22 protein-coding genes are annotated in these 21,565 nt (G+C 36.2%); 7 read left to right on the forward strand and 15 right to left on the reverse strand.

What is annotated here, in order from left to right; genetic code table 11:
- Positions 1-575 precede the first annotated feature (575 nt).
- From AC1DIV_RS07660 to AC1DIV_RS07670, 3 genes are all read right to left on the reverse strand, one after another.
- The gene (locus AC1DIV_RS07660) at positions 576-1,559 is read right to left on the reverse strand and encodes a glycosyltransferase family 2 protein (RefSeq protein ID WP_477576130.1); all 984 of its coding nucleotides are present in this window, start codon (positions 1,557-1,559) and stop codon (positions 576-578) included.
- 233 nt (positions 1,560-1,792) lie between these two features.
- Positions 1,793-2,128 carry a hypothetical protein gene (locus AC1DIV_RS07665; protein WP_340876725.1) on the reverse strand — a complete coding sequence of 112 codons (336 nt, stop codon included), beginning with the start codon at positions 2,126-2,128 and terminating at the stop codon, positions 1,793-1,795.
- 272 nt (positions 2,129-2,400) lie between these two features.
- On the reverse strand, positions 2,401-2,766 hold the full coding sequence (locus tag AC1DIV_RS07670) for a cupin domain-containing protein (RefSeq protein ID WP_340878541.1): 366 nt from the start codon (positions 2,764-2,766) through the stop codon (positions 2,401-2,403).
- An 811-nt stretch (positions 2,767-3,577) separates the two neighbouring features.
- Here AC1DIV_RS07670 and AC1DIV_RS07675 point away from each other — a divergent pair.
- Positions 3,578-4,465 carry a hypothetical protein gene (locus AC1DIV_RS07675; protein ID WP_340876726.1) on the forward strand — a complete coding sequence of 296 codons (888 nt, stop codon included), beginning with the start codon at positions 3,578-3,580 and terminating at the stop codon, positions 4,463-4,465.
- Positions 4,466-5,415: 950 nt separating this feature from the next.
- Here AC1DIV_RS07675 and AC1DIV_RS07680 read toward each other — a convergent pair.
- The 5 genes from AC1DIV_RS07680 to AC1DIV_RS07700 form a co-directional block, all read right to left on the reverse strand.
- Positions 5,416-5,643 (reverse strand): hypothetical protein, encoded by a 228-nt coding sequence (locus AC1DIV_RS07680; RefSeq protein ID WP_202316435.1) that lies wholly within the window; start codon positions 5,641-5,643, stop codon positions 5,416-5,418.
- A gap of 586 nt (positions 5,644-6,229) precedes the next feature.
- A complete protein-coding gene (locus AC1DIV_RS07685; protein ID WP_340876730.1) occupies positions 6,230-7,174 on the reverse strand; it encodes a sporulation protein in 945 nt (314 codons plus the stop codon).
- Positions 7,175-7,734: 560 nt separating this feature from the next.
- Positions 7,735-8,163 (reverse strand): MarR family winged helix-turn-helix transcriptional regulator, encoded by a 429-nt coding sequence (locus tag AC1DIV_RS07690; RefSeq protein ID WP_340876732.1) that lies wholly within the window; start codon positions 8,161-8,163, stop codon positions 7,735-7,737.
- Positions 8,164-8,431: 268 nt separating this feature from the next.
- Entirely contained in the window at positions 8,432-9,058 is a 627-nt protein-coding gene (locus AC1DIV_RS07695) for a fumarylacetoacetate hydrolase family protein (protein WP_340878542.1), read from the reverse strand.
- Between the two features lie 300 nt (positions 9,059-9,358).
- Positions 9,359-9,994, reverse strand: a complete 636-nt coding sequence (locus AC1DIV_RS07700) for an FMN-dependent NADH-azoreductase (RefSeq protein WP_098937171.1) — start codon at positions 9,992-9,994, stop codon at positions 9,359-9,361.
- A 240-nt stretch (positions 9,995-10,234) separates the two neighbouring features.
- Here AC1DIV_RS07700 and AC1DIV_RS07705 point away from each other — a divergent pair, with 240 nt between their 5' ends.
- Together AC1DIV_RS07705 and AC1DIV_RS07710 are read left to right on the forward strand one after the other, a co-directional pair.
- On the forward strand, positions 10,235-11,053 hold the full coding sequence (locus AC1DIV_RS07705) for a histidinol-phosphatase (protein WP_340876735.1): 819 nt from the start codon (positions 10,235-10,237) through the stop codon (positions 11,051-11,053).
- A 358-nt stretch (positions 11,054-11,411) separates the two neighbouring features.
- A complete protein-coding gene (locus AC1DIV_RS07710; protein ID WP_340876736.1) occupies positions 11,412-11,573 on the forward strand; it encodes a hypothetical protein in 162 nt (53 codons plus the stop codon).
- Positions 11,574-11,886: 313 nt separating this feature from the next.
- Here AC1DIV_RS07710 and AC1DIV_RS07715 read toward each other — a convergent pair whose 3' ends face one another.
- A complete protein-coding gene (locus AC1DIV_RS07715) occupies positions 11,887-12,876 on the reverse strand; it encodes an MBL fold metallo-hydrolase (protein WP_340876737.1) in 990 nt (329 codons plus the stop codon).
- Positions 12,877-13,147: 271 nt separating this feature from the next.
- Between AC1DIV_RS07715 and AC1DIV_RS07720 the strand changes: the two genes are divergently transcribed.
- Together AC1DIV_RS07720 and AC1DIV_RS07725 are read left to right on the forward strand one after the other, a co-directional pair.
- Positions 13,148-13,312, forward strand: a complete 165-nt coding sequence (locus tag AC1DIV_RS07720; protein WP_323597597.1) for a hypothetical protein — start codon at positions 13,148-13,150, stop codon at positions 13,310-13,312.
- 220 nt (positions 13,313-13,532) lie between these two features.
- Complete coding sequence (locus AC1DIV_RS07725; RefSeq protein ID WP_340876739.1) at positions 13,533-14,153, forward strand: NAD(P)-dependent oxidoreductase; 621 nt, start codon at positions 13,533-13,535, stop codon at positions 14,151-14,153.
- A gap of 142 nt (positions 14,154-14,295) precedes the next feature.
- Here AC1DIV_RS07725 and AC1DIV_RS07730 read toward each other — a convergent pair whose 3' ends face one another.
- Positions 14,296-15,036, reverse strand: a complete 741-nt coding sequence (locus tag AC1DIV_RS07730) for a VCBS repeat-containing protein (protein ID WP_340878543.1) — start codon at positions 15,034-15,036, stop codon at positions 14,296-14,298.
- Between the two features lie 407 nt (positions 15,037-15,443).
- Here AC1DIV_RS07730 and AC1DIV_RS07735 point away from each other — a divergent pair, with 407 nt between their 5' ends.
- Both AC1DIV_RS07735 and AC1DIV_RS07740 read left to right on the forward strand, forming a co-directional pair.
- Positions 15,444-16,025 carry a TetR/AcrR family transcriptional regulator gene (locus AC1DIV_RS07735; protein WP_323597601.1) on the forward strand — a complete coding sequence of 194 codons (582 nt, stop codon included), beginning with the start codon at positions 15,444-15,446 and terminating at the stop codon, positions 16,023-16,025.
- A gap of 25 nt (positions 16,026-16,050) precedes the next feature.
- Positions 16,051-17,253, forward strand: coding sequence for an MFS transporter (locus AC1DIV_RS07740; RefSeq protein ID WP_063593921.1), 1,203 nt, complete (start codon positions 16,051-16,053; stop codon positions 17,251-17,253).
- 156 nt (positions 17,254-17,409) lie between these two features.
- Here AC1DIV_RS07740 and AC1DIV_RS07745 read toward each other — a convergent pair whose 3' ends face one another.
- From AC1DIV_RS07745 to AC1DIV_RS07765, 5 genes are all read right to left on the reverse strand, one after another.
- The gene (locus tag AC1DIV_RS07745; protein WP_340876741.1) at positions 17,410-18,138 is read right to left on the reverse strand and encodes a GntR family transcriptional regulator; all 729 of its coding nucleotides are present in this window, start codon (positions 18,136-18,138) and stop codon (positions 17,410-17,412) included.
- A 114-nt stretch (positions 18,139-18,252) separates the two neighbouring features.
- Positions 18,253-19,119 carry a MurR/RpiR family transcriptional regulator gene (locus AC1DIV_RS07750; protein WP_048683641.1) on the reverse strand — a complete coding sequence of 289 codons (867 nt, stop codon included), beginning with the start codon at positions 19,117-19,119 and terminating at the stop codon, positions 18,253-18,255.
- Between the two features lie 25 nt (positions 19,120-19,144).
- Positions 19,145-20,041 carry an N-acetylglucosamine kinase gene (locus AC1DIV_RS07755; protein WP_340876743.1) on the reverse strand — a complete coding sequence of 299 codons (897 nt, stop codon included), beginning with the start codon at positions 20,039-20,041 and terminating at the stop codon, positions 19,145-19,147.
- Between the two features lie 34 nt (positions 20,042-20,075).
- Entirely contained in the window at positions 20,076-21,179 is a 1,104-nt protein-coding gene (locus AC1DIV_RS07760; protein ID WP_340876744.1) for a DUF871 domain-containing protein, read from the reverse strand.
- 14 nt (positions 21,180-21,193) lie between these two features.
- Positions 21,194-21,523, reverse strand: coding sequence for a PTS lactose/cellobiose transporter subunit IIA (locus AC1DIV_RS07765; protein ID WP_034307713.1), 330 nt, complete (start codon positions 21,521-21,523; stop codon positions 21,194-21,196).
- Between the last annotated feature and the right edge of the window lie 42 nt (positions 21,524-21,565).

Genomic DNA, 21,565 nt, shown 5'->3' on the forward strand with positions numbered 1-21,565 from the left:
GAGCCAAGATTTTATTCCACGCTTCCTCCAGCCCTTACCTCACGATAAGTACCTTGCGCTTCCTTAGTGGTTGGTCGATGTGTACCCCCACAGTGGACTTTCACCACCTAGATAGATGCCATGCCTGGCACACAAGAAAAAGCTGCCTTTATAGACAGCTCCGATCTTCAGCTAAGGCTATTTTCGTAAAGATAGTTGTTTTTAAAACGAAACTATTTAAGGTTGATTGGAGCGGAAGTGCGAGACTCCTGCGGGAGTAGCGGGACAGGTGAGACCCCACAGGCGTTTACGCCGAGGAGGCTCACCGCCCGCCCCGCGGAAAGCGAGCATCTGGAGGGGAAATCACCACATCGTACTACTTGGTAAATAGCAACAAAGTATGTGGAACAGCCTCAGCTAAAGCACCCGTTCGTATCAAGTTTGCCACAGTAACCCTTTATTGATATGCATTAGAAGTTTTTCTATACATCTCTTATTTTTATAAACTAAAGGATGACGAGATTAGATTGTTATACTTTGTATTAGAAAGCTAACAATTGAGATTAGAATTTGCTAGCTTTAATATATTCGAGTTATTACTTTATTTTCAAATACTCAGTAAATAAAAGATAATCCTTATTACAAAGCAGCATTGCAGTATAACGTTTATAACCTGTTAATAACGGTGTAATTAAGGGGCCTTCATACATATTAAACAAACGTAGCAGAATCGCAAATGAATGATTTCTTTCCAATTCAGTTCTATTACGTTTAAACTCTGTAACTATATCAAGTGTAAGTAATCTGTCCCAATATATTCTATAAGCTTCTGTTCTTTCTTTTTCAGTGATTCGGGCATTTTTTATTACTTCAAATGTTTCAAATAAATACTTATAAAATTCATCTACTGGGATGACGCTGCCAGTTAAATGAGTTTTATTCTCAGAATTAATATGTCTCACCCAATAATAACAAGGAGAATCCGCATATATACTAATTTTTTTAGTGTGTAAATAAGCACTCATAGCAATGGGGTGATCTTCTGCCAATCTAATATCTTTTCTAAAACGAATATTCAAAGAACGGAGATATTCAGATTTAAACATTTTCAATACTGACATCGTGTCCTTTACTAGCGAATCAAAAAAATTCGTGTTTATTTGCGTACTTTTAAATACATATACAGGAACTCTACGATTGACGCCCTCATATTTTCCGATAATAACATCTGAATCGTTTTCTTTACCTAATGTATACATATTTGAAATGGAATTTTCACCAAGATAATCGTCTCCATCAACAAAGAAGATATATTCCCCTTCGGCTTCATCGATAATTCTATTTCTAGCGGTTGATGGGCCGCCAGTATTTTTTTGAGTTAATATCTTCATATTGCCATTTATATTGTACTTTTTTTTATAATTCTCAATAATTTTCACTGTATCATCCGTTGACCCGTCATCTACTATTAGTACTTCGATACCCTGAAATATATCTGTTTGAGATGTTATACTATCTAAGCATTTTAGAATATTTTTACTTTCATTGTAACAAGGTATCCCAACTGTAACCTTAAGCATGACCACTTCTCCTTAAAAGACTATAAACTACATCAGAAATATTTATCGTCGTTTTTTGGTTAATTATACCATTATAAGTCTAGTTAAATAGATGATTTATATGAATTTAACAATTAATAATTGTTACGAGGAATATTAATCATATTTATAGATAGACATTGATGTGTTTAATCTTCTTTACAATCCTGCTCCTTTAGCTCCATAAGAAAAAGGCTGGGGTAACAACCCACCAATCATATTCCACAATGGTACAGATAAAATTCACCTTTAGCTAAAGCTTCTCCCATTAAAATTATTTTTTCAAATTGTGTAATCACTTCATCTCGGTTGAAGACTAGTTTTTTATAGTCCCCCTCCTGATTGTCAGCTTCGCCATATACGAATTCTCCAGTGAGTTCAAATTTATCAGGTGCATTTTTAATTAAACTCTTCCATGACGAAAAAATACTTATTAAAGTTTCTGAAGAGTGAATATCAAAAAGGGTTACTCCATGATTGTTAATACCCCTGCCACTTGGAGTTCCTTGCAATGATGGGTTTTTACTTGGAATCCATTCCAATGAGTCCATAATGTATTAAATCAAATAATCATGTATAACAATACTATCGATTACACTGTTATTTCTTTCTCTGTACATCCAAACATCCTTTATATCAGTTGTCTTAGAAATAAGCCCAAGCTCATGTTTGCCTCCTTAAAATAGGTTGGGTTAGGGCTTATAATAGCACTTCTTATTGAACTAACCGGAAAAGCGATTCTTATAAAAGAATCGCTCCAGATTGCGAAAATTTGTAAATTTCTTTTATATGTTGATCCAAAGAAAGTAACTGAATTATTGGTTTAAATCCATATATTATTTTCAGCAGGTAGTCTAAAATTAGTTTCACCAGTGTTGACTACACCTTTAGGCTCTACCAGCATTATATGGCATTCCTTTTCAGCATGAGGCTTATGCTCCATACCTTTTGGTATCACATACATTTCTCCTTTGGAAAGTTTAACCTCTCCATCGCGGAATGCGATGGACATATCGCCGTCTATCACGATGAATGCCTCATCGGTGTCTTTATGATCGTGCCATACAAAATCCCCCAGAATCTTAACTAACTTAAACTGATAGTCATTCATTTCACCAATGACTTTGGGCGACCAGTGTTCACTGAATTTGGACAGTTTCTCGCTTAGATTAATAGCATTATAATTGATATAAATCCCCCCAGAACTATTATTACCTTTATTTTACAACTTCCATAGATTAATTACTATTTTGATTAAGATCTCAAAGTTTCTGCTGATCCTCCACAAAATGGCCCTATTGTTGAACAAAGACCACACAGCAATCTCGAACTATCCTGCCCCGATAGTTGCATAAGAAAAAGCTGCCTTAAAGACAGCTCCGATCTTAAGAACGCACCCGTTAGTTCATTAAGAAAATTGAAACTTCTTCAAGAATCGTGCCTATACGGATGCTAATTTTAAAAGAGTTACCTGAAAAATTATTTTAAGAGCGCCTAAATGGCTCTTTTTTTATATTTCGTACTTATCAAAACTAATATGTACGAATATCCCTAAAAAATTATTAATATCAAGCGTTTAACCTACTGAAAAATTCTTTTTCCTTCCCACTTTCTATTAAATAGCAATTGGCCCTTTGTTTGGCAACCCCTACTTTTATATATTTTTAGTCATCCGGAATAATTTCTATACAAATAAGTCTAACTTCTCTTTTAATATCGAAAAATAAGACTTTTATCCTAACGCATTGCAAAATAAATAGGAGTTTAGTATATTTATCCCAATAGAGGTAAATGCAGTAAAACATAAAAATTGTACGTTAAGCCTAGAAATGTTGATATAAAAGGGAATGTTCTGATAACGTCCGTTGTTTTTCAATGCTAATTTAAGCATTAAAAGAACTTTAAAAAGTGGTTTGATTTGACCGATTAATTTGCTTTCCGTATAACATTTCTAAAATGTTGTGGATACCTCTAATATTTTAGAAAAGAGGTGTATTTATATGAAGAATTTTGTTCCAAAATTCTTGTTCTTTGCTGCTATTGTTCTTTTATTTTCAACGGTTACAGAACCACTTTTATCTTATGCTGATACCAAACCAACAAAAAAATTCGAAGATGATTTTTTCTTTGGTGAGGGAATCTTAGAAAATTTAACGTATGAAGATTTAAATAAGTTGAGTGATAATGAGCTTGAAAATTTAGGAGTATATACAGGTGAAGGTGCTGAAGAATTTAATGAAGAAATTCTAGATGATGATTTTGATTTTGAAGCCGCCGTCGAAGAGTTAGATATTTCTAAAATGGAAAATGATGAAAAAGAAGAATTTTTGATACTTGTTAAAGAAACAGCAACTATTTCGGGAACTGAAGAAGTAAAATTATTAGAAGAGGCACTTATTGGTCTTTTTGATGGAAATTCGGAAACGTTTAATGACCTAGAGGCAACTCAAGAACAATTAGAAGAAAAATATTTAGAAAAGTTAGAATTCGAAGAAATTGCTTTAGTCTCTAAGGTGAAAAAAGTGCTTTTTGGTTCGGATACAGTTTATGCAGCTAAGAAAAAGGGAAAAGTTGCTGTTGGTATTTATGTGGCAGGTGCTGCTTTTAACCTAGCAATAGCTGGAGTAGTTGGAGGGGGTATATCTGCAGTTAAAAATTACATTAAAAAGAAAGGGATAAAGAAAGCTCAAGAAGGACTTTCAAGAGTAGTTACAGCCCAAGCTAAAAAGCTAAAGATTAAAACGATAAGAGGCGTTGCTATTGCAACAGTTATTGGTTCTGCTATTGGATTTGCTTTAAACTATGGCGATCCTGGAACAGCTATAGCTAAATTTAGTGATGGTAGGGATTGGTATAAAAATAATGGATGGATTGATATAACAAAATGAAATATTTAGGATATTTTCTATACTTTATTATTGCGACCGTAGTGTTTTATTACTTAAGTAGATATGTAGCAACTCAGGAGAGCGGTTCGTTTGGACTTATAGCAGGTAATTTCATCCGCGGTCTAATTATTGTCATAACAGGATATTTGATTGCTATAAGGATACAAAAAAGAGAATAAAATCACTATTTTTATTTTAGAAAATTCTTTAAGTTTTTAAAAAGAAGGCTTCAGCTTGTTCACAAAGTCAGCTCGGTTCTGTAAGAGGTAGTACCACATTGCCATAAGTTAATATTTCTAATACCCCAAAACAAAAATATTGTTTTGGGGGTATATTGTTTCTTAGCTTGATGGACATGAGTCTGTACCCTTAGTACAAGGAGTTTATACATAACGAACGTTTTTGATAGGATTATTTATCCTTGTTTTATACGTTTGTTTTTCAATATAAAAATACACATACTGGAAATAATCCTACAGGGTTTTTAATACTCGCTATATCTTCCGTTACCTTTAAACGAAGAGCAGATTCGATACGAAGTTCTGCTTCTACTTCATAAACTTGTATCCAATACATTTGGCTTTGGAGGTCATCATGCAGCAATCGTTTTTAAAAATTCGATTGAATTGACTTTCGCTCGTTTTTTTAAAAATTATCCTTAAGTCCTCAAGAGAAATTTTGGTTAGTACCTTAATGGGTTTTTTAGTAATTAACTACGAAAAAGACCTTTTTTCTTCTATAAGCTATATTAACTAATTTAGTAACAAAACAATAAAGATTCCTTGTCCCCAAGTTTTCTGAAATATACATATTCGTTATATAAGCCCTTTTCCACTCTTATTGGTATTGCACCCAAGCAATAATTTTTCATTATCTTTTATCATCCATATAAACAAGGCTACATTATTCTTCGATTAAGAAAATGACAAAAAAAGATCTAGTGCCAATGACTAGATTCTCTTTTTAATATCTTCTCTTATTGATTCAATGATAGTACCTGATAAGTTTGCTGGAAGAGATGAGCCATCCTCAAAAACCCATGCATTAATTATTTCAAGATCTTCTTTTTTTAAAGTAATGCTATAATCTTTATCATTGTGAGTAAAGTCAGCTGTAACCGATTCTTCACCATTAAACTCGTCATCAATAATCATATTTTTTATTTCATATGGCTTCACGATGTAATCTCCTTTTTAACATTCTTGTATATAGAATTAGCCTTATAGGATTGTTTATTCATTTATTTCATGTCAAACCAAAAAACGAAGGGCTACTTTCAGAAGATGAATCATGTCAATTCCATTAAATTGTAGTTATCATAGTGCAGCATTCATATTTTCTCTCAACCCAAAAACCTTATTTTTGATTGCCTTTAAGTAAAAATCAACCATTAATTTAGGATGAACTAGTTTACCTACATGTTTTTTTCTTTTCTTGATTCACAAAATATGATTAGTCTCATGATCAACTTCACCTAATCCAATTAACAACAGATAGAGATATTTCGTTTATAGTGAACTGTTCTGGGAAAGAAGAATGGAGATTTCAGACTGATGATAAAACTTTTCTAAATATAGGAGGATTAAGGGGAAATCAGAGCATATGCAAAAGGAATCAAGTTACACTGTTAAATGTCCTCTTCCTGGCTTCATATAAAAACAACAATAAAACAAGCGTTTCTTACTGATCAAAGTAAGTAACGCTTGTCTACCAATTCTTACCCACGCACTGATTAGTGGCACTTTTTTTATTCTCTAATTATTTTTAGGATTCCCCATACCCATTATCAAAAAAAGAATCAAATCCCCCATCAAAATCCTCTGTTGCTTCTTCAAATATTTCCTCAATATCAAAACCTTCCAGCATCTCAGTGAATAACATAGTCCCTAAAACACCCACTGCTAATCCACCAACCATTCCAGGTATAGTGTTCCCCATTTGGGAAGAGCGACCATGAGGATGGTTTGCGGAATAAGAGAACGGCTGTGTAAAAGCAAAAGGCTGATCAATAGCTTGCGATATATACTTTCCAAGTAGCTTATGAAGATCGTCTTCTTGCTCAAGAACTTTTTGATTTAAATGAAACTCACGTTTTGCTTCAATTTCCTTGTAGCCGCTTTTACAGTCAACTTCCATCCAGACCCGGATACCTGATTCTTCATTGGCAAACCGCATTTCCACTTCATTTACTTGTCCCATGAATTGTTGTGTGGGAAAGAAAGCAAATTCCTGTCCATATTGATCGAGTTTACCTGAGTCTGCTGTCTCGCGAAATCCTAATTGAGCCATTGCATTAAAAATGGATGTGATAGATTCCTGGGATTGGATGACTAGCCGGTCTACATCTTTGCGGTCGACCCCGCCCTCAATATCAAGATGTGTATCCAGATAGTATGAAACAGTTCCCCTTGAAATAGGTATATTCATAGGTAGGACGTAATGAAAAGGAATGACCTTACGTTCTTTGGGCTGAATACAATCTCGATTAACTAATGGTATATGTGCAACTTCCTTAGTAACGCTTCCTTGTTTTAATACCACATTCATCATCAACCGGACAGTCAATTGATTGATTTTCTGTTCCACCTCACCGCCTTGAATGACTAGCTGCCCTTGAATGCTTTCTCCCGCTTGATAATTATGATTGTCACATTGTAAATCTACAGTTGCAGCTCCTTTTCCTAAGCTTGCTAAGATTTTTTTAAACATACGTCCTCTTCCCTTCGTCAAACCTCTATTAGAATTTATATGTAAAATGGGGCGTAATTAGAAAGAACAAGAACAAGAAATCCATTTGTATTTTATGAGTTTCTAAATTATCCCTGATAGTATTACGTCAAAAAATGAAAATAGTTTCAAATAATTTACCGCAGTTAGTGATCTTCCTTTGATATTGGAGTTCGTCATCTTTTATGATGCTGTTGATGGATTATTAACATTAATTATTGTTAATTTAGGGGGAAAACCAGCAACAATACAGATAACGATTGAGGGAGAGTTCAATTTTCGCTCAAAAAAAAGAATGCCAGGAGCTAACAATTCTTCGCCCTGGCATTTTTATTATTAGGCATAAATCAAATTTATCCTCTCTGGTAAAACAAACCTATTTCACCCCACTCAAATGCATGCGCTTACATTCAACTTCGGAGAAACACTTCTCTCTTTCTCAACAGATCCGTTCATTATTACCTTACTGGGCTAAAGGTATATTCCTATCTAAAATATATAGAAATAACCGACTTCACGTTTTAAGGGATATAAGAACCATATTATAATTTCTCGATTAAGGATTGTAATTCCTCTTGAAGGTTTCCTTTTGAAAAAGCAGAGTGCAGAATTTCATGAACTGTATTTAATGATATTTGTAGTTTTTCTTCACCTAATGTAGTTAAACGTGTGTAAATACCTCTTCGATCATCTTCGCATATTTGCCTTTGTAATACGCCGCAGCTTTTTGCTTCAAGCCTGACTACCAGCCTGGATATAGCACTTTGACTTAATCCTACCATCTCTTGTAATTGTTGTAGCCTCAATTGTTTTTCGCTTGTTTTGGATAAAAAGTAAAGAACGTAAAACTCTTTTAATGAAAGGTTATGATTTTTTTGCAAAGCACTTTCCAGCTCATTCGTAATGCTCATTTGAATATTTGTAATCGAGAGCCAATTATCTAAATACTTCTTATCTTGGTTGTTTTTCATGCACATTCCACCCTGTTCTATCCTTTATAATAAAATTTGGCACTTTAATTTATTATCATAAGGCATATAAATTGTTCTAAAATACTCCATAAAAAATAATTTTACCAAAGCCAGAATTTTTATAGTAAAACTTATTTGAAAAAGTGCGTGCCATATTGGCCGTTTCCATGTAAGTTATTTGGTTCTTCTCATTTTAGACGAGTTTCTTCTTTTTGTCTAAAATTGAGTTAATCCATAAAAAAAGCAGTCAAAATGACTGCTTTTTTCTTTAACGCATCGTAACTGAACAGGACCCTATTTCATTTCCACCCCAGTTAAGTGAAAGCTGGTCTTGATCTGAAAGAGGACCGACGCCACTTGGAGTACCGGTAAAAATTATATCTCCTTTTCCAAGCCCAAAATGCTCTGCTGTAAATTCTATAATGGTTTGCAAATCAAAAAGTAAGTCTTTAATATTCCCGACTTGTACACGCTCTCCATTTTTTAAAAGGGAAAAATCTAATTGTTCACATGCTTCGACACCTGGAAACGGAATAAAATCACTAACAACTGCCGAATTTTTGAATCCTTTAGCCAAAAGCCAAGGATGCTGTTTTTGTTTTAACTGTGATTGAACATCTCTAAGTGTCAGGTCCAACCCAATGGCCATGGAATCTACTATTTCATCTACTTTCATTCCTGGTCCGAACTGTTTTGCGATATGTATGACAAGTTCAGTTTCAAAGTGAACGGAACCCTGATTACTCGGCAACGTAATTGACTGACCGTTTGCTTCCACGAGCGAATGAGTTGGTTTTGAAAATAAAAAAGGGGAAGTTGGTATTTCATTATTCAACTCTTTTGCATGCAAAGCATAGTTTCGACCTACGCAAAAAATATTTTTAATGTCTTTCATCATAAAACTCACTCTTTTCTTTTAAGAAATCAATATTTAAATGATAGTGGAACAATTTGAAAACCTTACTCATGGCATAAGAAGAAGCCCTCCGATTTAAGTACATTTTATATTTTTCTGACTTTTTATACAATGATTAATATAATTTCATGTTCGAATGACGTTAGGGCGGTCCAGATTTTAACATGTGGATAAAATACGAAGTCTTAATGCCCTATGATTGGTGAAGAAGAATACATCCACATAATTATTTTTTATTTTGACAAAAAAAGAGCCAACAAAAATTGTTGGCTCCTTGATTTAAAAAGTAGAAGCTAAATCTTTTGAACGTGCTATAGCATTTTCTTTAATTTCTTGTGCTTTATCAGGCATTGCTGCATGTCCTTCAATGAATAAACCTTCAAAGGAAGGCACTCCGAAGAATTGCATGATGATATTTAGATATCGGTGACCCATTTCCATTTCAGCTGCCGGTCCTTCTGAATAAATACCACCGCGAGCTTGAATATGCAAGGCTTTTTTATCAGTTAAAAGACCAACTGGGCCTTGTTCGGTGTATTTAAATGATTTACCTGCAACAGCTACGGAATCAATATACGCTTTCAAAACTGGCGGGAATGAAAAGTTCCATAAAGGCGATACAAATATATATTTATCGGCAGCTATGAATTGCTCACATAATTCTGAGAGCCGACTAACTTTCGCTTTCTCCTCCGACGAGAGTTCTTCAAAACCCTTTCCAGCTTGAAGTTTCCCCCAACCACTGAAAACATCCACATCAATTTCAGGAATATTTTCTTTATAAAGGTCAATATTCACAATTTCATGGCTAGGATTTACTTCTTTATATGTGTCAATAAATGCTTTTCCAACGGCCATACTGTAAGATTGTTTGTCATCATGAGGATGGGCCGTGATATACAATACCTTTGTCATTCAGTATCTTCCCTTTCTTTTTACATATTTGAACATTCTAGTTTGTCTAGGGAATTCAACCTTTATACAATTACTCGAACTAAAATACTTTAATTGATGGGTATAAAATTAAGTCCGTAAGATAGAAATTCGTTTTCAAGGGCAGTAAGGTATAAATCTTCTTTCAATTTGTGAGAAAGGATGTGATTTTGGATATGATAAAATAAGACAATCTGGTTCCACTTTAGGAGGACTAAGAAAATGACGAATTCAATAAAATTTGATCTCCACACTCACCATGAACGCTGTGGACATGCTATCGGCACAATTGAGGATTATGTAAAGCAAGCCATCGAATACGGCTTGCATTATATTGGGATTTCTGATCATTCTCCATATTTTTATAGTGAGGACGACCATCTCTATCCAACTATTGCAATGGCAAAAAGTGAACTTGTCCCTTACATTGAGGAAGTACTTCGCTTAAAAGAGAAATATGCAGGCAAAATTCACGTATTATTAGGAATGGAAAGTGATTTCTTCCCTGATCACATTGAAGTCTACCGTGATCAATATCTTTTACACCCCTTTGACTACATAATTGGATCTGTTCATTATGTGCAGGATATTAGCATTTTTAAAAGAGGGCGTTGGAATGGCTTAAGCTCTAGAGAACAGGCAAAAGTAAAGGATGAATATTATGAATTAATACAGAAATCGGCTAAAAGCGGAGTGTTCCAAATCTTAGGCCATATTGATGCAATGAAAGGTTTTTATCCAGCCTTTTCTTCCATTGAGACAGACAGTATTGAAAAAACGCTAAAAATCATTAGTTCAGAAGATATCGCCATTGAGATTAATACCTCTGGTAAAACGAAAGATTGTGGTGGGTGGTATCCAGCAGATGACATTTTAGAACGAGCTCTTTTCTATGATGTGAAGGTAACCTTTGGATCAGATTCGCATACACCGGAACGTATTGGCGATGAATTTGAACTAGTTAAAAAAAGACTAAAGGAGATCGGCTTTTCTGAGTGGGCTTACTTTGTTAAAAAGGAAAGGATTCTCACTCCACTTTAACCTTTCAGTCATTAGAACAGGTCCGATCATTAGAGCGTCCTGTAACCATGTGGAATGAACATTTTCAATCCTTTTGCTACTAAGAAGGCCAAAGTCCAAAAATTCATTCGTGTACAGGGGTAGCTACTGAATCCTGTTACATCCCTTAACTGATCAATGAATCGGTACCATTTTTTTTTATGGGCATAAAATAATCATTATGCATTCTGTCATAAAAATCATCACGATTGCTTACAAGTTTTTCCCCGTTCATTTCAATGAATTCCAGTCATCGACCTATTTTTTGCATAAAATAAAAGTATTTAGGGAATTAATAACTAACCATTTGTTTATCTTATAAAAAGGAGTTGATTTTGGGATGATTGATAACCCATTGTATAAAGAGAATGACGAAACCCTTGTAGAGTCCGTTGAAGGTGATATCAACTCTTCTATAGGACGATCCGAAGCCCCTCCAAAAGCCCAGTCGAAAGATCCTGAATTCGATCTTTTTGGCACAGTATTAAATGGGTATCTTTAATTTATACTTCCTTATTGAATAAAGCTTGTTTCAACACCTAAAACATTATAAATTTTTAAAAAGAAGAGCACATATTAGTCACGTATAATATGTGCTTCCTTTTATTAAATTCAAGCGCCCTTTTCGCTCATGATATTCCTTTGCTCTTCCTTGTTCTTTTGGAATTGACACTTCTCCAATTTTATCAATTGAGTTAACTATCGACATTTTTTAAACTGCCTGCCCCTTTATTAACATAAGAAAAAAGGTTGCATCAGCAACCTTCCTTTGAAGTAAGCCCTCTCATTCATGAAATAGCTGAAGCTGGTCCGTTTTAGTTCCCCGAGTTCGCCTCGTTAACCGGCTTTTGTACTTGTACCTTTTCCCCTATTTCAATGGATAGCAAATCCTTCCCTACTAACACAGTTCCTTTATATGTTTTTTTTGTTCTTTCTAGCAAATCAGCTTTTTCTTCTGTTAATCCTCCCAATAATACTATATGTGAGTATACAGCAAGTTTTGGTTGTATTTGGCTAAAGACTTTACCTGCTTCCTCCGGTGTAGTGTGAAGATCAAGTATATTGGCGATTGATTCTGATTCATTATCAGGTTTTGCCGCTGCAACCTCATGAATCACCACATCAGCACCTTTGGAAAATTTTATAAGATTTTCATTATAGCGGGTGTCACCTGAGATCACTACTGAATGTCCTTTGTAATTAACCCGATAACCGAAAGCCGGCTCTATTGATTTATGGTCAACCTTGAAGGCTATTACTTCAATTCCCTTTTTGTTATAGACAATCCCCTCCTTGATATCATTTGCGACAATACTTGCTCCTTCAACGTTCCCATTTCCAGAGTCATCCCTTGCATCCAAATCGGCTTTATATGCTTTATTCATATGTACCATCATTTTCTCGGTTCCATTAGGTCCCCAAATCTTAAATGGTTGCTCTCTTTTCCCTCCTGTTGGTAAGGAACCTGTAAGCCATACGTCCGGTATGCCGATTGTATGATCCGAATGCAAATGCGTAAGGTATAACTTATCAACACTGCCTGGTAACATATTCGCTTTATATAATTGTAAAGCGGTTCCGCGTCCAGCATCAAAGAGGAGTTTTTCATTACCAACTTCTACAAGAGTAGCTGGACCGGAGCGGGATGTACTTAAAAGTGGAGAGCCTGTACCTAATAGGGTTACTTTAAAATCTGTTTGCTGGACCGCTGTTTGGCCAAATGAAGGAAGAAATAATGATAATGATAAAATTATGGTCACTACCAACAAAAAACCAAACGAAATATTCCTTATTCTTTTCTTCATAATAAAAACCTCCTGTCAGATTATTTGACTTTACACAAGGTAAACCCAATTGTTTCTAATATAAAACGTTGTTTCGAAAACAAATGCGCAAACTAAATATTACAATATTTATAATATTCAGTCAATAATAAGCAAAATAAAACATGTATGCTGTTTTAAGTTTCCATCCAGACAACAGGACTCAATTTGGGAAAGACGCGGAAATAATCTTAGTGAATATTGGATGAATCGTTCATACTAAATAAAAAATAACTATTAAGAAGGAGTTTATATGCCAAAAGAAAAAAATAATCCAGCTCAGCCAAAAAGTTTGGTTAGTCGATTAAACGACGTGATGGAAGTGGATACAGATGTCAATGAAGATCCTAATCGAGAAAAATTATTGGATGAATCCGTTGATGCTTTTCTAAAATCGAAAGAAGGACAGGAATATTAGGGGCGGAATTGTGGTCGCTATTGTCTTGTTTTAAAGCTTTTTTATATTTTTCCCACTTCAAACGGGCCCCTCATGAAGCTATTGAGCGGCCCGTTTTATACATTATCCTTGCAACATAACACTGAATTATAATGATTTAATGCACAAAACTCCCCATTAGTCGAAAATGACGATATAATGTTAGTGGTTTGATAGTATTCGAAAAAAGGAGGTCGTTTCCATGAATATTTTAATTTTGGGTGCAACTGGACGAGTTGGAGGTCAATTAGTTATTCATGGTCTGCAAGACAATCATCATGTTACCGTTTTAGTTCGCACTCCAGAGAAGATTGCTATAAACAATGCCAATTTAACCATCATTCAAGGTAATGTTTTAAATAAAGATGATATCGTACGTGCCATGCATGGAATTGATGTAGTTATTAGTGCACTTAATACTGATGGGACAACGACTTTATCAGCAAGTATGCCACTAATTATCGAAGCTATGAAAAACGAAGGTATACAACGAATTATAACCATTGGAACGGCAGGTATCCTCCAAAGTAGAACAACCCCAAATTCTCTGCGTTATCAGACAAGTGAATCAAAGCAGAAGTCTACCCGTGCAGCGAAAGAACATCATGAAGTTTTCGATTTGCTTAAACAATCAACACTTCAATGGACAATTGTCTGTCCTACGTATTTGCCGGATGGAAAGAGAGTTGGTATATATCGTATAGAAGGCGACTTTTTGCCGGAGGATGGTATTGAAATATCCGTTCCGGATACAGCAGAATTTGCATTTAGCCAAATAAAAAGTAACAATTTTTTAAAAGCACGTGTAGGTATCGCCTACTAAAAATTCCAATATGCATGAATCCCCTTCGATTAAATCGTATAGAAAGCCGGTCAATTTTCTTCGTCAATGAACACAGTCAGGTGAACCATTGCCAGGAATATTTTCCGGTCTTTTGGGCGAAGATTTTGCCAGTACCATTGTGCTATATTTCCTCTCCGAAAATAGCCACATTCTGCCGGTCAGGAGCAAATGCTTTCCCGTTCCACTTCAATACAGTCTGTACAAATCCCAGTGAGTCGGCATTGTACCTCCCTGCGATCCTCTGATACGCTTCGAGCTCATATATGCCATCCCTATTGAAATCAACCGGATATAAAGCAGATAAAGGATTGACCCATCCTTCAATCGGCACCTTCAATATACCATCCTTGTTATAAATTTCAGATAAATATTCCTGATCCTTATAAGTCAGGTCAAGAATGTACCTTTCTTTTAGGTAATGACTGTTCACCTTTACTTTGTATTGGTTTTCATAATGAACATCGTATTGAAAGGATTCATTGAATGAATCTGAATTAAAAATGGTCATGAGTTGACCGTTAAGGTAGGAAAAAACATACGTATAAATGGAACCCCCGCTTCCTCCTGTATCAATGACCACTAATATGTCATCCCCCTCATTACCTGTAAAATCACCAAGAAAAAGGGTCGGATTATATCCTGCGTCATTTTTCATGGGAACTTGTTCATATTGATTAGTCCTCCCATTTTGGATAACCAAAGTTATATTCCTCCAAAAGGGACTATCAGGGGTTTTAATTGCGGTAAGAAAAACATTGTCATTTGTCCCGTCCCCATCAATATCTCCCTGTTTTGAGGTCACTATGACTGTTCTGCTGGAGTTCATTTGTCTTGAAAGAACGGTTTGGAGGTTCAATTGCATGTCTACCAGTTCCTGTTTGGAAGGATAAGGATTCTGAAACGACAAGGCGTTATCTATCGTTTGCAGTGCTTCATTTGTTAATCCTGCCCTACTTTGGGTCTCAGCCAAACAGTACCAATAATAGGGATGATTCGTTTCTTGTATTTTTGTGTAATAGTAATGAATCGCATTTCTGATGTCATACATATCCAACTTCATCACACCTGCCTCTTTATTATCCATATAGAATTATATGCAGGAATTTTGTGAATAGCCTTGAGTGCATATCTATGTCCTTTTCAAACATAGCGCCATAATTATCAATGATCTCGGGCATAATACTTTTTTATTAACATATTCGCTTGCATATATTTATGTAATTTGCTATTATAACTGACGAACGTTCGTTAAATTATGAGGTGATATTATTGAAAAGTAATGAAATTAAGGAAGCCGCTCTAAAATATTTCACGATTCATGGTTATGAAGGAGCTTCGCTTTCTCAAATAGCTGAAGAAGTCGGCATGAAAAAGCAATCCATTTACGCTCATTTTAAAGGCAAGGATGATCTTTTCCTGCAAGTTTTACGTGATGCGAAAGAGACGGAGCTATCGTCGAAACTCCAATATTTCAGTAAAGTTGATTCAAAAAATCCTGAAAAAGACTTATACGGATTCCTTCAATTGGTCATCGACCTTTTCCAAAAAAATGAGCATATAAAGTTTTGGCTGCGTATGTCCTTTTTTCCGCCAGCGCATCTTGAAAAAGAAATCGGGCAGGAAGTGATAGATATCGAGGAAAAGGTGCAGGCGATCCTGGAATGTAAATTCCATGATTGGATCGATGCCAAATTAATCGTCGAAGATGAAGCCATAACGCCGACCTATGCATTCTTGGGAGTCGTGGATTCCATTTTGCTTGAGCTTGTATACGGCAATGATGAGAAAAGGCTGAAGGATAAATTAACTGCCTCCTGGAAAGTGTTTTGGAGGGGTATTTCACAAAAATGATTCACAAAGAAAGTGGTGTTAACACATGAATAAACCAATTAAAGATCAAAAGGCGGTATTAATTATTCTTCTAAGCAATATATTCATTGCTTTTCTGGGAATAGGACTCATCATCCCCGTTATGCCGTCATTTATGAATATCATGCATTTATCCGGAAGCACGATGGGCTATCTGGTTGCCGTATTTGCGGTTTCACAGCTTGTCATGTCTCCATTCGCAGGTCGTTGGGTTGACCGTTACGGCAGAAAGAAAATCATCATCATCGGCTTATTCCTTTTTGGTGTTTCGGAACTAATCTTCGGTGTAGGGACAAACGTGTCGGTGTTTTATTTATCAAGGATCCTTGGCGGAATCAGTGCCGCCTTTATCATGCCAGGTGTTACTGCATATGTTGCGGACATTACATCCGTTCAAGAAAGGCCTAAAGCAATGGGCTATATTTCAGCCGCCATTAGCTTGGGCTTTATAATAGGACCAGGAATCGGTGGCTTTGTTGCAGAATATGGTATACGCTTGCCCTTCTTCCTTGCGGCGGGCATTGCTTTTATAGCTTGCCTTTCATCAATGTTCATTTTAAAAGAACCGATGACAAAGGAACAGCTTGCAAAAGTTTCTGCTAATACAAAGCAAACGAACTTTATCGGCGATTTAAAAAAATCTCTGAATCCGCTTTACTTTATTGCGTTCATCATTGTATTTGTACTCGCTTTTGGTTTGTCAGCCTATGAAACGGTTTTTAGCCTATTTTCTGATCATAAATTCGGCTTCACGCCGAAGGATATTGCCATTATCATTACAATAAGCTCTATTTTCGGAGTTGTTGTGCAAGTATTCATGTTTGGAAAGCTGGTAGATATACTCGGCGAAAAGAAGCTTATCCAATTATGTTTAATCGTCGGGGCCATTTTTGCGGTAGCATCCACTATGATTTCCAGCTTTTTGGCAGTACTAGTGGTAACTTGCTTCATATTCCTTGCATTTGACCTGCTTCGTCCGGCATTGACGACATTTTTATCAAAAGCTGCCGGGAAAGAACAAGGATTCGTTGCTGGAATGAACTCCACCTATACGAGCTTAGGGAATATCGCCGGGCCATCCATGGGAGGATTGCTTTTTGACGTAAACATCCACTACCCTTATCTTTTCGCTGCTGTCATTATCGTCATTGGCCTTGGCATTACAGTCATTTGGAAAGAAAACCGATTGACAGAAAGCTTAGCGAAATAATGAAAGTCCCGGATTGTTAATCGTATCTTTCCTTTCTATCTGGCAAATTCTCAAACTTGAAAAATGATATTCTACTAAAAAACCCCCCTTGTCCATATTTGGGCAAGGGGGGTTTTTAGTTATCTTTTGAGAACGGGATTATTACTCCCATTTTGCTCACGATAACCGCTCCAAATTGATTTTGAATGTATACCGATCAGCCCGGTAGACAGATCTGACAACCGCAACTGGTTGATTGGTTTCAAGGGTACTTCTTCGTTCTATCAGCAATACAGGGGAACCTTCAGCTATCCCGAGCATTTCCGCCTCTTTTTTTTGAGCGATGGCGGCTTCAATTACCTGTCTGCCATGCTTGATTTTTAAGCCGAACTTTTTTTCAACATAATCATGAATGGCACTTACAGCTATTTCTTCCGTAAGGTCCAGGGCATGATTTTTAGGGATGTATAGCTTTTCATATGCCATCGGCAACCGATCAGCAAGCCTTACACGTTCCAGTTCGAAAATAGCAGTACCTGCTTCAACCTCAAGATTTGCAGCAAGTTCATTATCTGCCTTGACCTCCGTAAAACTGATAACTCGCGTACTTGGTTTAAGTCCTCTTGAAATCATATCCTCTGTAAATTTAGTCAGACCTTGCAAGGGCGGCTCCGATTTTTGTTCGGCAACGAATGTTCCTTTTCCGCGCTGCCTGTATAAATAACCGCCATTCACGAGGTTAGAAATGGCCTGTCTCACCGTCATCCTGCTTATGCCATATTTTTCAGTGTATTCTTTTTCTGAAGGAATCATCTCTCCTGGCACCAATTCAAGACTTTGAATCGCTCCTTTAATCTCCTCTTCAAGTTGATGATAAATGGGACTCGGAGAATTCTTTTGGATCATTCAGCTTACATCTTCCTTTCATCGTGATGTATATTCTTACAAGGCATCCTGATCGGAAACATCTCAAGCTAAAATTTAAGTTCGTTGATTTTATCCATTTTATTAGGCCCACATTTAGGTATCCAAATTCCTTTTTGTGAATTTCAGTACCGATTCCCTTGAACGTTCAATTTCGTTTTTATTTTCATTATAGTATTTAGAAACATACGCATAGAAAATAATGCTGACCGTTAGAAATTGGGCAAAAAGCGAACTTGTTGCAGCACTTCGGAATTTAGCCTCCGGTGCACGTACATGATTTAGTGACATATCAACTTTTTTAGTTAGTCCATTGTTCCCCAATCGCGATAAACCAATTGTTTTAATGCCATATGCTTTAGCAATATCAACGAGTTCCAGAATTTCTTCAGTTTCGCCACTATTGGAAATACAGAAAAAAACGGTATTCTTTGATGATGCAGCAAGTGCAGTGGCCGTAATATGCGGGTCTTGATTGGCACTTACAATCTTTCCTAACCGTAACCATTTCTGAGTAATATCTTCAGCAACGAGCCATGATGCCCCTAAACCATAGACATAAATCACATCTGCACTCCTCATGGTTTCAATGATATTGTCAAGAACGGCCTCATCCAAATAATGTGCCGTTTCTTGTATGGCCTGGACGGAGTTGGACACTATTTTATTTTTAATCGATGCTATTGTTTCATTAGGCTCAATGTCATGGAAACCTTTTTTCTCCGGCTGGGAAATCAGGGAGGATAGGGATACCTTCAGTTCTGAAAAACTATTAACTTTTATGGAATGACAGAACCTCGTTACTGCCGAACTGCTGGCATTGGCATGGTCAGCCAATTCATGTATCGTCATTCTCACTATATCTTTTGGATTTTCTAAAATATATTGTGCAATTTTCTTTTCTGATTTGGGCAGTTGGTTCAATAAACTTTCAATTCTCAATATAATATTTTCGCCGTGCATATGATTTACTCTCCTTGATCTTTACTTACTTTAAATGCTTCATTGCTATGTAGTAACAACCCAAGGTAGCTGATACGTCTTCTAAAACAAATTTCACATTTGGGTTTTCAAGTTTAATATGATTGATGAATGAGCTTTGCACCAATGGTACATTAGTCAATATGCTACCTTTTAATGCAATTGTAACATTCTTACACAACTTTAACTTCTTGATAACCTCAAGCGTTTGTTTTGCAAGGTGGTACCCGGCCTGATTCAGAATATTTTGCGAGAAGCCATCACCCTTCTCCGCATGTTGGACTATTAGGGGAACAAACGCGGCAATCTCGGATTTCGTGGCAGAATAAATGAATTTCTTCAGTTCCATTACACTAAGATAGCCAAGTTTTTTCAGTATCGACTCGGTTAAATGGCTATATTCATACCCCTCATCCTCTTCTTTCGTCATTCTTATAAAAGCCTGCATGGCGATCCAATAGCCACTTCCTTCATCCCCAAGAATGTGTCCCCATCCACCAGCCGATTTCTCGATTCCTTCATGGATGCCGATACTTACAGATCCCGTTCCGGATATGGTCAAAATGCCATCATTTCCTTTTAGCAAAGCAGCATGAGCGATAATTGCATCATTTACAATGGTGAACGGGGCCTTAAATGCCTTGCTTAATGCACTTTTTATGCCCTGCGGATTTTCAACTCCTCCATACCCGGCTAATCCTAAACAAATGTATAGGCAGCTGCCATCATCAATAGGAGTCATGCTTTGTTCAATTGCCTGTATAATGTTAGCGGTGGCTTGTTTTTCATTAATAAGCAGGTTTCCAAACCCCGCTCTGCCTTCACTAATTTTATTACCATCCATATCATAAACCACTGCTTCAGTTTTGGTCCCTCCGCCGTCAACACCGATAATATAATTCATGTCATTCTCCTATTCAGTAAAAAAGGAAGGAATATCACCGTTCCTTCCCTGATCCATTAATATTGAATTGGAATTTCCCCCATGGTTCCAAATAATCGAGGAGAAAAATTTCCTCTTCTGCTATTCGGCCAACTACATTCGTTTTCCCCGAATTCTTCATTTCCTTCAATGCAATCTGCAATTCCCCTTTATATTGTCCATAGAGCTCGTTTTCAATTAATATATCACCGCGTCTAATATCAGGCGTATATGTTGGTTTAAATTCTTCGCTCTTATATTTCACGCGTGATTGAGTCGAGCGAATCAGATAATCGGAAACATCTCCACGGTAAAAATGGAATTCTTCCAATACTATTTTATTCTCCAAAGCTGTTATGGTTTCGTGTAGGTTAACATTAAATGTTAACAGACCGCTGTTTAACAAGCTAAGCTGTTTCAATTCATCTTCAGATGCGTAAGCATTTGCTATGATTACATCATCAATCAATCCTGTAGCATACAAATGTTTCGCTTGTGTTGTAATCGGTAATTCCCGGTGCATTTCCAATGTACATAATCCTTCCATTATAGGCCAAGGTCCGTACGTTGCTGCATGTGAGCTGATGAAAGCTGCCGTGCGGATATTATGCTTTTTGAATGACTCACAGCATATAATGAAATGTGGATAGCTCAATCCTGCATAGCGATGGGGATAGAAGTTGTGCGATCCAACTAAATTTTCTATATTTGGTTTGTAATCCATGATATTTTCTAGATACTTCGTTGCATTACTCATGTTTATTTCAATTTTTAGACCATATGGATTATGTGTCATGATCGACTCTTCGTTGCCTGTAAAACCCATGTCCAGCCTGATTCCATACGCACCTAATTCTGCAAAAAATGATAAATCATTATACGAAATGCCTAGTGAACCGAATACTCGGGGAGCAATATCGACCATCACTTCCATATTCAATTGATTGGCATAATGAATCGTTTCTTTAAAATCTTTTAAAATCTTCTCTTTATCTCCTTCGACAGAAAGCAAGCAAGTAAAGATCTTTTTGAAGCCATATTTGTGTGCAAGTGCAATGTATTCCATGTCTTTTTCAACGGTTGAATGCTCTGGATAGATAGATATACCGAGTTTACCCATTTTTAATCACCTCTTTACTGTTGTGGGGCTAGCTTTTTTACTATGCGAATCATGTGTTCTATTAGTTTTTGTTCGCTCATTGCAGTCATCAAGTGATCTTGAGCATGAATCATCAATAAAGTTTTCTCACTTGGAACTCCATTCAATTCTGCTTGAATGAGCTTGGTTTGTGTCTTATGGGCCATGTTCAATTCTTCCTGGCCTTGTTTAATTAGTTCCTCTGCCTTTTCAAAATTAAATTCTTCCGCTTCTTTCAGTGCTTCGAATGCTAATCCTCTTGCATTTCCACTATGTGATATTATTTCAAAAATCTCCATTTCGTTATTGTTCAGTTCAGTTGACATATCATTACACTCCCATTTTATGTTAGATTATGAAGGTTCATT

It is taken from the genome of Peribacillus sp. 05N428 (assembly GCF_056397085.1).

What these genes read in the sequence shown, in the direction of transcription:
- AC1DIV_RS07700 (WP_098937171.1), bottom strand. Translation starts at nt 9,994, where the DNA reads ATGACAAAGGTATTGTATATCACGGCCCATCCTCATGATGACAAACAA.
- AC1DIV_RS07765 (WP_034307713.1), bottom strand. Translation starts at nt 21,523, where the DNA reads ATGTCAACTGAACTGAACAATAACGAAATGGAGATTTTTGAAATAATA.
- AC1DIV_RS07725 (WP_340876739.1), top strand. Translation starts at nt 13,533, where the DNA reads ATGAATATTTTAATTTTGGGTGCAACTGGACGAGTTGGAGGTCAATTA.
- AC1DIV_RS07760 (WP_340876744.1), bottom strand. Translation starts at nt 21,179, where the DNA reads ATGGGTAAACTCGGTATATCTATCTATCCAGAGCATTCAACCGTTGAA.
- AC1DIV_RS07675 (WP_340876726.1), top strand. Translation starts at nt 3,578, where the DNA reads ATGAAGAATTTTGTTCCAAAATTCTTGTTCTTTGCTGCTATTGTTCTT.
- AC1DIV_RS07745 (WP_340876741.1), bottom strand. Translation starts at nt 18,138, where the DNA reads ATGATCCAAAAGAATTCTCCGAGTCCCATTTATCATCAACTTGAAGAG.
- AC1DIV_RS07705 (WP_340876735.1), top strand. Translation starts at nt 10,235, where the DNA reads ATGACGAATTCAATAAAATTTGATCTCCACACTCACCATGAACGCTGT.
- AC1DIV_RS07750 (WP_048683641.1), bottom strand. Translation starts at nt 19,119, where the DNA reads ATGCACGGCGAAAATATTATATTGAGAATTGAAAGTTTATTGAACCAA.
- AC1DIV_RS07720 (WP_323597597.1), top strand. Translation starts at nt 13,148, where the DNA reads ATGCCAAAAGAAAAAAATAATCCAGCTCAGCCAAAAAGTTTGGTTAGT.
- AC1DIV_RS07695 (WP_340878542.1), bottom strand. Translation starts at nt 9,058, where the DNA reads ATGAAAGACATTAAAAATATTTTTTGCGTAGGTCGAAACTATGCTTTG.
- AC1DIV_RS07740 (WP_063593921.1), top strand. Translation starts at nt 16,051, where the DNA reads ATGAATAAACCAATTAAAGATCAAAAGGCGGTATTAATTATTCTTCTA.
- AC1DIV_RS07665 (WP_340876725.1), bottom strand. Translation starts at nt 2,128, where the DNA reads ATGGACTCATTGGAATGGATTCCAAGTAAAAACCCATCATTGCAAGGA.
- AC1DIV_RS07660 (WP_477576130.1), bottom strand. Translation starts at nt 1,559, where the DNA reads ATGCTTAAGGTTACAGTTGGGATACCTTGTTACAATGAAAGTAAAAAT.
- AC1DIV_RS07690 (WP_340876732.1), bottom strand. Translation starts at nt 8,163, where the DNA reads ATGAAAAACAACCAAGATAAGAAGTATTTAGATAATTGGCTCTCGATT.
- AC1DIV_RS07710 (WP_340876736.1), top strand. Translation starts at nt 11,412, where the DNA reads ATGATTGATAACCCATTGTATAAAGAGAATGACGAAACCCTTGTAGAG.
- AC1DIV_RS07730 (WP_340878543.1), bottom strand. Translation starts at nt 15,036, where the DNA reads ATGCAATTGAACCTCCAAACCGTTCTTTCAAGACAAATGAACTCCAGC.
- AC1DIV_RS07755 (WP_340876743.1), bottom strand. Translation starts at nt 20,041, where the DNA reads ATGAATTATATTATCGGTGTTGACGGCGGAGGGACCAAAACTGAAGCA.
- AC1DIV_RS07685 (WP_340876730.1), bottom strand. Translation starts at nt 7,174, where the DNA reads ATGTTTAAAAAAATCTTAGCAAGCTTAGGAAAAGGAGCTGCAACTGTA.
- AC1DIV_RS07715 (WP_340876737.1), bottom strand. Translation starts at nt 12,876, where the DNA reads ATGAAGAAAAGAATAAGGAATATTTCGTTTGGTTTTTTGTTGGTAGTG.